The sequence below is a fragment of the Borreliella garinii genome (assembly GCF_001922545.1).
GTDB lineage: Bacteria > Spirochaetota > Spirochaetia > Borreliales > Borreliaceae > Borreliella > Borreliella garinii.
On the sequence record NZ_CP018749.1, the window covers coordinates 1 to 11,770 of the forward strand.

Sequence of the window (11,770 nt, forward strand, 5' to 3'; positions counted from 1 at the left end):
CCTTTATACTAAAAAAATATAATATATATTATATTTTTTTAGTATAAAGGCTAATCTTCAGAGAGTCAAATATTCAAATATATCTTTAACTAAAACTGACTCTATTACATTAGGCCGAAAATCATTTTAAACCCACTGTCCTTATTCCTTCTTTCACCTTCAGATATTGTTGATCAATAGCAGGCCTCCTCTCCTAGAGGACATATCAACAATATAATCATGCCCGTCGTTCGGGAGGATGCTTAATATCTAGAGAATATAGCTCCCTTATATAGAAACAAAGCCGATGAACTTCACTTTCATATTCAAAATCACTCCCCTTATTTTTTACTCTACCAAGCAACTTAATCAATTCTTTAGATCGCTCAGAACCTGGCTCTAAAAAGAATCTATTAAAATACCCTTCATTATAGTCAGTCAATGGGGGAATTTAAATTATTAAAAGCATCTTCCTGAAGACTATCTGAAAATTCTTTTACATCATTGTTATTTTTTTGTCCTTTATTACCGGATAATTTAGAATCTAGATTGCAAGACATTAAGCCTATCATTAATAATACATATAAAAGCAATTTTTTTTTCATAAAAATATTCTCCTCTTCTCTAATCAAGAATATATATATCATAAGTGATAATTATTCTTAATTAAGAATAATTATCACTTTGTTTAAATTACAATAAAGTATAAATATAATTATTTGATAAAAACCATTTATTAATAAATAATTTAATTATTTTAAAAAATTGTAATTTATTTAATATAATTATATAATTTATATATATCGTTATTAATATAATGATATAAGGAGAATAAAATGAAAATAAAAAATACTTACCACAAAATGGTATTTTTAACGCTTTTAATTTTTGTTTCGGCCTGTAGTCAAGACAGCCAACATAAAAAGGACAAAGTATTAAGCTATTCAGAAGAAGATGACAGTCCAAATTTATCGTCAGCTGCTACAGTTGAGGTTGACTTTCATTCTGGGCCACTTTTCTTAAACAGCATTAAATCTGCTCATGAAACTCTTTTCAAAGCTGATTTAATAGATAGCACTTTTTTTTTCAATTACGAAAAAATAGAAGACATAAGACCCCAACACGGAATGCCTCCAAAACCGCCTTCTTATATTTACTATATGAAACCGACCCAAGAAAGTACATTTTTTACAATAGCACTAAGTACACCTAACTTTGGTGGTCGACACCTGGGACAATTAGAAATAGTGATAAGAGCGTACGATCTTGCTCCTCAAGGATTTATGGTACACAGAGTTAACCATCACCAACGAAACAATCTTAACAAACGATATTATAGATTTTTTGATTCTACAATAAAAAATATTTCGGGAGCAGATACTAGTAGCATAAGATTAAAAAATCTTGATGGGTACTCAGATAGCATAAAATCTAACACTATTATAAATGATAGGGGTAAAATCACTAAATTTATAAATACAGTTCTTGAAGCACTACAACACGAACCTGAAGACGCCACACAATTAACTCCCTATTTTTCAGAAGCCGTGTCCGCTGTAGTTTTTTTAGGTCTAACTCCCTTATTAGACTACAGAATGCAAAAAGGAATTTCCCAGCTCGTTAGAACTGACCATTCATCAGAAAATCTAGTAATTTCCAATTATATGGGGATGGTAAGAGAATGGGAAAGAATAGGTTACTGGGTATACGTTGCAGAACGTTATCCCACTAGAGATATCAGAAAACGCGGGGAACCTCATATAACTCCCGAAGCACCAATGGTTTATATGCATCTAATCAAATATGAAACATGAATAATTATATTATAGATGAGCCGGTCTTTCTAAAATCTTTGATCTAAAAATATCGGCTTATGTCTTCTTCCCATGATGGATTTTAGGTTCTACAAGAAGTAGATATCCACTAAACATGGGCCAATAATAAATAAGCTTCAACTCAGACAGTTTCTGTCTGAGTTTTTATTTCTTTGTAATAAGAAAAGCCCAAGATTTAGACTTGTATTTATATTTTTATCATGCAAAGTGTTACAACTACTGCAAGTCCACCTAGTATCACTTAATTTTAGAGTTTTATTTTTAACAAAGAATAACAAAGAATTCTCTACCCATAAAATCTAGAAATTACGCTAATGTTTCAATTATCAAAACTTAATTATTAAAAGGGAATATTAATATGAAAAAAATTTTCACATTAATATTATTTTTATTTTTGCTATCTAATTTAAATGCTAACATGGATAGGCAAACAAAAAAATATATAAAAAATAATTATGCTCGTTTTGAAAATCGTATTTATCTAAATTTTTTTTAATTAAAATAGCCTCTTCTTTTGAAAGATGTTTTTTAGCATAAGCACGAAAAAAGCGTATTTTTTTTCTTCACCCCTGCAATTAAAAATAGTTCATGGGAAGCCGAAATCAAAGAAAAAGGTGTTTTTTAGATGTCGTTGACATCGCGAGACATCCCTTATAAAAAATAAATTAATAGATTCTGAATATCTAAAATTCGAGTCATATGACGCAATTTTCAAACTTATAAATGGGGATCCGAATCAAATTTTTAATTATTTGATGTAATTAGATTCCGATAAAATTGATTATGCTGAAAAACATAGAGACAAAGCTAGAGAGAGGTTTGACGAATCCTATTCTAAAGATAAAGTAAATACAGTTAAACAAATATTAAAACAAATTTTAACCGATTTACTCGCTTCAAGCTCGAAATGTAAATGATAATTTACTACTAAATAGGTTTTGTTGAGAACTTTAAATTTAAAAGCGATCAACAAAACCTATTACTAGGTTTTAAATTGACAATTAGGATTGCACCAAAATACAATCACTGATAATTGTACAAAAATTGTTTAAATTTTACAAGTAATTACTTGCATGTTTTGCCTTGTTTTTTACAATTTAAATCAGAATACTCTTTAAATATTTTATTTAAATAATCTTTATCGCTAGAAAAAATCTTGTCTAATAAATATCCTGTAAATTTAGCATTACTTTTATAAAAATCGTAACTATCTTGTCTTTTAAGCTGAAATCTTAATGGTTTTATTGAATTTTGTATTGACTTTTTATCAACAACCTCTTTTGATTTTATATTTCTATAAATTTCTATCATTCCCTTGTCTCTAATTTCTTTTATACTTAGATTTCCTTTTAAAACCTGTTCATATATTTTCAAATATAAATAAGCTTGAGTCCTGGCAATTAAAAATTCCTCAATAAAAGACTTGAAACTTACATGCCCGTCAATACGATAAAGTTTTTTACTTTTTATTTTATACAATATTTCCATGATTTTAATTTTATTTTCAATATCATTGACCATACTCTTTTTTAAAGCATGCTTATAGTTTTCATACTCTTCCTCCTCGGAAATGCCCATCAATCCTTCTTCCCTATCATTCAAAATAATTAAATCTTTAGCCACACCTAAACCCTCCTTCAAAAAACTAAGTATTATATACCATTTGTTCGCAAGCGAACAAATGGCTAAAAAAATTAAATGACTAATATATTCTTCAAAGCTTCTAGACATTCTTGATAATAAGGTTCTTTAATATCGGGTTCTTGTAAATTATTTGTAAAAACCTTCACTTTATTATAAAAGTGAACTTTTCCTTTAATATATTTGCCATATTTATCCTTAATTGAATTTTCTATACTTTTGAAAGTATTTCTATTTTTCATGAATTGATTTTCAATTATAGATATATCAATATCTTTATCTAGATACATTGAAACTTTCTCAATATATTTCATCAAGATAGACAAGCTTTCAACAGAAAATCTTTCAACTTGAATAGGAATAATAAGCTTATTTGTAATATTGAGGGCATTGTCTAAAAGCGAATCCAAATTGGGTGGAGTATCAATTATCACGTAATTAAAATTATAATTGGGCAATACCCTTTCTAGCCTGTGCTTTAAAAAAAGCTCTTTATAAGAAGTATTCTCTTTATTAAAGAGATGTAAACTAGGATGAGAAGGAATGAGATATACATTGTCATATATTTTGGTCAAATATTTATCTAGATTGGAATTAGAGTCTTCTTTCAAAAAAGAATAAACATTATTTTTGCCTAAACTTTTAATATACTTAAAAAAATAACTAGTCAAACTATTTTGGGGATCAAAATCTACAAGTAAAACTTTTTTATTAAAACTTTTTAAAATAAAGCTAAATATAATAGTTAAAACACTTTTGCCAACACCTCCTTTAATATTTGCAATACTAATTATTTCTGGTTTTTTGTTATCCATTTAATTATAATGCCTCCATTTGATAAATTTTTATTGTAGAATCTATACACTTTGTGTTCTAAATTAATTATTCTTTCTAATAGACTTTGAGCATATTTTTTTTTAAATTTTTCTTTTTTTGTTAAAGCATGAATTGCTTTTATATAACAAAAAATACTTCCTTTCTTAAATCTGAATTCTATGTAATGGATTTTATACATAGGTATTGTTTTGACAGCTTTTGTAATAATATCTTTATATTTAAAAAAAAGTGGTTTTGTTAATCTTTTAAATCCATAAAACATTCCTAAAAATTCATCATTAATACCTTCTTCAATTCCAAACAAATGGAAACTATTTTTTTCATTTTTATCAAATAAATTTCTTAGTGTAATAAAAAATTTATTTTCGTTTCTTTGATTTATACCAAATGTAAAAAAATCGCTAAATATTTTTGTATGATATAATGTTTTGTTATTTATTTTTTCTGTTTTAATGAAAATATCGTTTTTCTTTTTTAGTAATTCAATTTCCATTTTTTTGGATTTTAGACTTTCTAATACTTGATTCATATTTTAACTACAAACCCCTTATTTCTCATAATGTATTTGATTTTTGATCTTTTCTAACCATTCTTTTGTCTTTATTCTTTTATATAAATAGTTTTTTTTGTTAGAATTTTCTTTTTTTTTATCTAAAAAATTTATGGTTTTGTAACGCAATAAGTTTTTTATTTTTAGACTTATGAAATTAGAATCTTCGTTTTTTGTTTTGTGTAAAATTTTTTCTTTATTATTTATATATTTTTTATTATTTATAATATGACTGACATTTTTAGTTGCATTTTTTAGATTAGAAGTTTTAGCTCCTTTATTTTTGAAGTATTTTTTTTGTGTTTCTTTTGTAAATTTATATATTATGTTAGCATCATGTTCAATAGTATTTTGCTTATCTTTAAGAACGCAGTTTAAATTATTGTTACTATATTTATTGACTGAATATCTTATATATGAACCATTTCCCTCCCCCAATCTTAATAAGGTTTTTTTAATAATACTTTTATTACATAGCCAAGTTAAATCTTTTCTAAGGGTTCTTAGTGTAATCACTTTAAGTCCATCTTGAGTTAGAAAATAATTTAATGTATTTAAAATAACTTTTTGATTGTATTTAATAGTATTTTTCTGAAAATACTTAAGTATTGATAAGATTTTGTAATATCTGATTTGATATTTTTTTAGTGGCTTTACATTGATTTGAATTTTAAGATTGTTTGTTTCCATTTTGGGCTCCTAACTGTAATTTATAATTATGTTTATAATACACAACTTTAATTGAAAAGTAAATATTTTAAGTGTGAAATGCTTTTTTTGTAGAAAAAGTATTTTGATTATCTTAGTAGAATATAAGAGAAAGACCATCAGCAAAAGCTAACGGTCTTTCTCAAGGTGTTAATAGTTACATAATAAATTATGAACTATCAACATTGTTGATTGTATACTAAAAAATGTAAAATATCAAGCAATTTAAAAATTTTTTCATATTTTTTTACTATTCAGCCATTCGAAATGTCATTAGATGTTCTTTTGATTTTAGCATTCTAACTAATTTTTCAGCATCAAGCACATCCCCATTGAAGTTATAGTAAAAATTATTTACAACTGTACTGCTTTGGCTTTTTTGTAATTTGGCAATTTCTTCTGCAATGATTTTAGCTTCAAGTTTGCGTAGATTTTCATCTATTGGTGCAGGAGTGATTCTTATCAATTCAGGTTGCCCAAACTCACTAGACATTACACCTGAGTTTGGCATATATGTCGGTTTATTTGAAACAAATCGTGCACCACCACGAGCAAGTTTTATTTCTTCGATAGAGCCTGCCGATTTTACTGTTGCAATTCTTTTTAGTATTTCATCTAAAATTTTTTCTGTCTTTTTTAAATCAGAAGCCTTGGAAGAAGACAAAAAATAATCAGAAGCATTTACTTTATCAGCCTCGGCCTGTGCTTTGATTCGTTCATTTTCTAGTTTAGAAAGTTTGTTTTTGCGTTCCACTTCTAGTTTTTTACTCTCTTCAGCCTTAGTAAGTTTGGTAGTTTCTATATCTTTTTTTGTTTTGTATTCCGTTTGTACATCATGTAATCTTTTTTGAAATTCTTCACCAGATATTTGGCCTTTACTTTGTGCTTGTTTTAGAAACTCTATTTCTTTAGAGTATTCATCATCTAATTCACTTAATTTTTCTTTTCTCATTGCAATTTCTGCATCAAATTTCTCTTCAAGCTTCTTTAGTTCAATTTCGCTTCGTTTTTCAAGTTCTTCTAAATCTTTGTCTCGTTGTTCTTCAATTTTTTTAATTCTGGCCTTTTCGGCACCCTTGAACCATCCCCATAGGAACTCTCCGATTTGTATGACAATTTCTGCAATAGCTTGGCCCACAGGTCCAAAAGATGCTCCAACGGCTTTCAACGTATTTTCCCCAAAATCAACCAAACCCTTTGTTGCACCGTCTGCAGCATAATCAATGCCTTCAGAGGCGGCCTTTTCTCCCACTTCCTGATTCAAAATTTTGCCTGAAAATTCCGTTAATTTGTCTGTGTTATCTAGGAATTTGTCATACAAGCTTTTTGCAGTATCCTTAGCTTTCTCGGCCATTTGTTTTAGAGCGTTTTGGTTGGTTTCATTTAGATTGTCGAATTGCGATTTGTGATCATCTACGAATTTTTTGTACATTGCTTGGATTTCGGATGTCATCTTTTCCTCAGCACTTGCTCTTTCTTTTGCTGGAAGCAGCATTGTTTCCCACTCTAAGGCTAGTATTTTTTTTGTAGAGCTTTTTGAGCCTGGACAAAAGATCGATCCAATGCAGCATTACTATATTCATTAACTTGTTTTTCGAGTGCGGCTACAATTTTCCTGTTAGATTCGTTCAGAGTTGTGAAGCTTTTTCCATATTTTTCCACAAACTCTTTGTTTTTTTCGTTAATTTCATCATTTAGTTTCTGTAACGCGCTTTCTTGATCTGCATGGGGTAGCGTTAGTAGTATTTCTCTTTCACGACTTTCTTTTTCTTTTAGTAATTTTTGGTACTCATTCACAAAATCATAATTAGAGTTATTGAATTCGTTTACTGCTTTTTCAACCCCAACTAAAATTTTCTTGTTCTCATCTGACAACTCATTAAAATTTTTGGAGTATTCTTTTAGAAAATCTTGATTTTTGTTTTTGATTGTTTTTTCAAGATCCCTTAAAGCTTTTTCTCTTTCTACCCCGGTTTTGCTGTAAATTTTCCTTTGAGCTAAAAAAATGTCGTCTTGCAATTTTTTATAGTCTTGCTCCATCTTTTTGTTGTAATCGGTTTTTGCGTTTGGATCAACTTTCTTGTCTCTTTTGGGTTCGGGGCTGGGAGTATCTTCTTCCTTTTTTGATTTCTTCCAAAAAGTAATAATATTTTTGAATTTTTCGTATGCTTTGGACGCCATATCCAGCAATTTTTGAAACCATTTAATGATTGGTTCGAATGCACTTTTGAAACGCTCTGGGAATACACTAGAAACATATTTTGCAAGTTCTTTTAGCTTGTTGAATACGTACTTGATTCCCTCAAACAATTTGACAAAGGGTGTGGAGATTGCCTTGAACCACATTTTTACACCTTCCAACCACTTGCCGGAAAGATATACCACAAGTTCACCCAATTTGGTGGTTAAGTATATTGTAGCTGTAGTCGCTTTGGTCAAAGGAACCATGATCGCCACCAGAAGAAACTGTTTTACTTTTTCAAATCCAATCATCATTGGCTCTAAAGCTTTCCCAATATCTAAGAAAAGCTTTTCGCTCATTTTAGCAGTTTGTTGTTGAGCTTGGGACAAAGTTTTTGCTTCTTTAGCGGTGTTTCCGTAAAATTTACCACCTTCGCTAGTAGCCTTAGAAAGAGCCTTATTTAAGGCTTCGAACCCTATTTGTCCATCGCTCGCCGCCTTATATAATGCCCCTCCAGCTAAACCAGCTTCTTCTGCTAAAATGTCTGTAATATCAACACCAGCGTCACGAAGCGCATACAAATCTTCTAAATTTACTTGATTACTAGATTCTACACGAGAATATACTTCTGCTAATTTCTCAAGCCCCTCGCTACTTCCACCAGCTGCCTCTCCAAACATTCTAATTCTTTCTTCAACTTCGCTTGCAGTTGCCCCATAAGAAAGCATTGTCTTAGTAACATTAGTAATAGCATCTCTAGTAAAAATAGTTTCATCTCCAAAAGCCCTCATGGATTCTGCTAAAGATTTTCCAAGGTCTTCGTTTCCAAGCATGTCAGAAAACGTTGACACTTCTTCGTTGAATTTATCAAGAGCATCCATGGCGCCATCAAAAATTCCACTTATTGTAGGGCCAATTGCTTGTAGAGCCCTTACAGCCATAATAATTGGGGCAAAAGCTGCCAACATTTGGTTGAATGCTTCACCGGTTTTGTTTGCCAAATTCTTTACATTTCCTAAGCCTTTTCCAACACTTTTTAGAACTTTGCCTATACTTTTCATGCCGCCAGCTTTAGAATTTACAGAATCAACAGAATCTGCAAGAGATTTGAAGTTTTTACTAGCATTCTGCGAACTTTTGTTTAGCGCTTTCTCTAGATTGGATCCAGATTTAGCAGATTTTTCTAATTTTGACTTCAAATCATCCAGACTTGCAAATTTTTGTTCGGCAATTTTTTTTAGAGTTTCTGTTATTGCGTCCAGCTTTTGATTATTGCTGATCGACATTGACAACGGAATAATGATTTCGTCAAGTTTCATGTACTTCTACTCTCGTTTTCAAGGGTTTTGATGTATAAGTTCAACTCGTTTAGAATCAGCACAAACCAATAATTTTGCTCGAAAAGGCCACCCTTGTTGGGCAAGCTTCCAATATTTCTTGAAATTAATGCTTGATTGATCAAATGTAGAATCTCATCTTCATTATGTTTGATCCAAGGGAGTTCCTTTTTCATATCTATTATGAATTCTGAATTAATTCGGTCTGCAAACTTGATTACTTGGTCATAGTGCTGTTTCTTTGTAAGATATGCAAACGCAAGTTCTACTTTTTTGAAAGACGCTCAACCCTTAGCGTATCTGCTAAAAAATTAATCTCAATTGCAAGATTTGAAAGCATATCTTGAAACAAAATAGCATCCTTTTCAACCATTTCTTTTGTAATTAATTCTCCTTCTTGATTGTAAAGTCCAACAAATTCTACTACATTTTCAGCCCAAATTTTTTTTACAAATTGAATTTGAGCACTTGTTGACTCAATCATAGCATTAGAATTGTTTTTACCATTTCCCCCATTCAATTTTTTGAAAAGTTCGATTTGTCTTGCTTTTAGTTTTTCTACAAATCCATAGTTAACGTCTTGCAAAACTACGAATGCCTTATCTTCTTCTTTTAAAATTTCTTTACTGTTTCTAATGTAGTCTGGGATATAGGGTATCCTTACCCTACCACTTACGTTGACATTAATTATCATTTTTGCCTCCTAAATCTTGAAGAACCTTGCATCTTGAATATAGTCGCATGAAAGCGATACTAAGGGTTTTGTCAGAGTAAGCTGGCACTTTAGATCGATTTTTTGATTGTTCAAGTCCTGGCTTGGGTTGTAAGTTGCAATTTGTCCTTCGCCCACCATGAATTTGGTTCTTTGATCTTGATCTGCAATTTGATCTACAAAAAGTACCGTGAACTCGTAATTTGTAGGTAAACTACGTTTTCCAATTTGCCATTGGTTATTATTTTTTGAAATATCTTGTGTTATGAAATGCGATTTTTCTATATATGTATCTAGGATTTCTTCCTTATTGGTTGCGGTTTCTCTAACAGAGTACCCGCTAAACTCAACAGTTTGCTCTGGTATTTTTCCAATTGCCGAGATTGATCCGCAAGTTGTTTTTAGAGTTTCTGTAGCTTTTGTTGAGCTGATGGTATATGAATATCCCAAGCAATATGTTTTGAAAAGTAGAACATCAATTTCATCAGCATTATCACATGCAGCAGATATTTTTGTTAAAAGATCTTTGTTATAGTAGAAAATGCTACCTTCTTTTAGATCTAAATCTGATGTAAGTTTTGACTTAGAATCAATCTTTTTAACTCTAAAAATGCATTCGCTAATTGACTTCCATTTGCTAGGCTTTGTTATGTTTGAGCCCAAATCTTTTACAACTAAATTAGTAGGATCTGTTCCAGAAGGTTCATTATTGTTTTTGATGTCTGAACCCTTGAAATTCCACTTGAATTTTTCAATATTGACCGTAACTAGCACTGCGCCAGTCGGCATTCTTAATTTTTCAATTGCCATTTGTACCTCCACGACAATTAATGTAATCAGCGCCATCTATCCTAATTCCCAATGTTGAATCAACCAATGTTACCATTCTTGCAGCAGAAGTTTCGTCTTCAACCTGGGAATCGTCAATGCTAAAATACTTCAACGAATAATTTAGCATTAGAAACGCCACAATTATATTTGCAATCTCAAGTCCTAAAGTAGGACGCATGTTACACTCCGTGTAAATTATGAACTTTGGACACAAAAGCATCGAATAATTTTTGCAATGATTCAGAATTTCTCCAGTACTTTTTACTGCAAAGACAATTGATGGCAAGTCTAAAGTTGAACATGCAAACATTTCAGACTTGTAATATACTTTTGTTGTTGTTTGTTTACAGGCAGTCAAGTAAGTTTTCAAATTTTTTTTCAGATTAATGACAAATTTTTCTATGTGCTTCATCTAAGTAATTTTGCAGACTCCTTTACTAAATCGCTTGTCCAGTTTGTATATTGGGTTTTGGGTTTTCTCTTCTTCAGAGATAGCCAAATAGGCACCGCTGAGGATTCTATACCCTTATATGCTGCCCAATTCTTGATTTTTGTTAGACTTGGAGCTGGTGAATTGTCGTCATATGCCTGTCCTGAGTCTAGAAATTCAGAAAGAGGGGAGTCTACCTTAACTTTCAAATTCATTCCCAATGAAGTTTCTTCTAAATCAATATTTGTCACATTTGACAATCGTCCAGGGATATGTGATTTTAAGGAATCCGACTTTTGTCGGATTTTAAAACCAAAGAAACTTTTTGCATTATCAAATATAAATTTTCTTATTTTTTCTCCAATTTCCATTTGTTATCCTTTTGATCAACCAATATAAAGAAAAGGACAAGAATCAATACGCGGGAATAGGAAATCAAGTTGAGAGAGTAAATATTTAAATTTACATTCTTTTTGATCTCCTTTACATCTAATATTGAAAACTTCTAAGTAAAGAACATCAAGCAAAATTACAATCCAATTCTTGTAGGCAGCTCCCATATGGTACAAGGCTAAAATCGATTTTGCATATCTTAAAACCTCAAAAAGTTGTACTTTGGTTTGATCTGGGATACTAATGCTTCCGTCTTCTTTAGTACACGCAATGCGTAAAGATTCTATCTTAGTAAGGTTAATCCACATAATAAGATCGTCAAGTTCACTCATTTG

The 11,770-nt window shown here is 30.5% G+C and carries 12 protein-coding genes and 3 pseudogenes; 2 read left to right on the forward strand and 13 right to left on the reverse strand.

Features of this window, described 5'->3' with window-relative positions; translation table 11 throughout:
* Window positions 1-217: 217 nt before the first annotated feature.
* Window positions 218-421 carry a P52 family lipoprotein gene (locus BLA33_RS05170; RefSeq protein WP_075226668.1) on the reverse strand — a complete coding sequence of 68 codons (204 nt, stop codon included), beginning with the start codon at window positions 419-421 and terminating at the stop codon, window positions 218-220.
* A 10-nt stretch (window positions 422-431) separates the two neighbouring features.
* Window positions 432-584 (reverse strand): annotated as a pseudogene (locus BLA33_RS05840) (P12 family lipoprotein); the annotation flags it as partial.
* 231 nt (window positions 585-815) lie between these two features.
* Between BLA33_RS05840 and BLA33_RS05175 the strand changes: the two are divergent.
* The gene (locus tag BLA33_RS05175) at window positions 816-1,793 is read left to right on the forward strand and encodes a hypothetical protein (RefSeq protein WP_012622100.1); all 978 of its coding nucleotides are present in this window, start codon (window positions 816-818) and stop codon (window positions 1,791-1,793) included.
* Window positions 1,794-1,935: 142 nt separating this feature from the next.
* Here the strand turns inward: BLA33_RS05175 and BLA33_RS06115 are convergent.
* Window positions 1,936-2,080, reverse strand: a pseudogene (locus tag BLA33_RS06115) (RNA-guided endonuclease TnpB family protein); the annotation flags it as partial.
* Between the two features lie 510 nt (window positions 2,081-2,590).
* On the opposite strand from BLA33_RS06115, the gene eppA reads away from it, so the two are divergent.
* Window positions 2,591-2,731, forward strand: coding sequence for an exported protein A EppA (eppA, locus tag BLA33_RS05980; RefSeq protein WP_233436617.1), 141 nt, complete (start codon window positions 2,591-2,593; stop codon window positions 2,729-2,731).
* 148 nt (window positions 2,732-2,879) lie between these two features.
* Here the strand turns inward: eppA and BLA33_RS05190 are convergent, their stop codons facing one another.
* From BLA33_RS05190 to BLA33_RS05240, 10 genes and pseudogenes are all read right to left on the reverse strand, one after another.
* Window positions 2,880-3,437 carry a chromosome replication/partitioning protein gene (locus tag BLA33_RS05190; RefSeq protein ID WP_029346842.1) on the reverse strand — a complete coding sequence of 186 codons (558 nt, stop codon included), beginning with the start codon at window positions 3,435-3,437 and terminating at the stop codon, window positions 2,880-2,882.
* Window positions 3,438-3,508: 71 nt separating this feature from the next.
* Window positions 3,509-4,270: a ParA family protein gene (locus BLA33_RS05195; RefSeq protein ID WP_012622110.1), complete on the reverse strand. Its 762-nt coding sequence runs from the start codon at window positions 4,268-4,270 to the stop codon at window positions 3,509-3,511.
* Window positions 4,246-4,821 (reverse strand): DUF226 domain-containing protein, encoded by a 576-nt coding sequence (locus BLA33_RS05200; RefSeq protein WP_012615258.1) that lies wholly within the window; start codon window positions 4,819-4,821, stop codon window positions 4,246-4,248. Before BLA33_RS05200 ends, BLA33_RS05195 begins: the two co-directional genes overlap by 25 nt.
* Window positions 4,822-4,839: 18 nt before the next feature.
* A complete protein-coding gene (locus tag BLA33_RS05205; RefSeq protein WP_012622121.1) occupies window positions 4,840-5,532 on the reverse strand; it encodes a plasmid maintenance protein in 693 nt (230 codons plus the stop codon).
* A 268-nt stretch (window positions 5,533-5,800) separates the two neighbouring features.
* Window positions 5,801-9,051: pseudogene (locus tag BLA33_RS06160) on the reverse strand (tape measure protein).
* A gap of 283 nt (window positions 9,052-9,334) precedes the next feature.
* Window positions 9,335-9,763 (reverse strand): hypothetical protein, encoded by a 429-nt coding sequence (locus BLA33_RS05220; protein WP_029346843.1) that lies wholly within the window; start codon window positions 9,761-9,763, stop codon window positions 9,335-9,337.
* A 9-nt stretch (window positions 9,764-9,772) separates the two neighbouring features.
* Window positions 9,773-10,591 carry a hypothetical protein gene (locus BLA33_RS05225; protein ID WP_011704032.1) on the reverse strand — a complete coding sequence of 273 codons (819 nt, stop codon included), beginning with the start codon at window positions 10,589-10,591 and terminating at the stop codon, window positions 9,773-9,775.
* Entirely contained in the window at window positions 10,581-10,790 is a 210-nt protein-coding gene (locus tag BLA33_RS05995; protein WP_012622103.1) for a hypothetical protein, read from the reverse strand. The genes BLA33_RS05225 and BLA33_RS05995 overlap by 11 nt, the downstream gene beginning before the upstream one ends.
* Window positions 10,791-11,020: 230 nt before the next feature.
* Window positions 11,021-11,413 carry a hypothetical protein gene (locus tag BLA33_RS05235; RefSeq protein ID WP_029346844.1) on the reverse strand — a complete coding sequence of 131 codons (393 nt, stop codon included), beginning with the start codon at window positions 11,411-11,413 and terminating at the stop codon, window positions 11,021-11,023.
* A gap of 15 nt (window positions 11,414-11,428) precedes the next feature.
* Complete coding sequence (locus tag BLA33_RS05240; protein ID WP_029346845.1) at window positions 11,429-11,767, reverse strand: hypothetical protein; 339 nt, start codon at window positions 11,765-11,767, stop codon at window positions 11,429-11,431.
* Window positions 11,768-11,770: the final 3 nt, after the last annotated feature.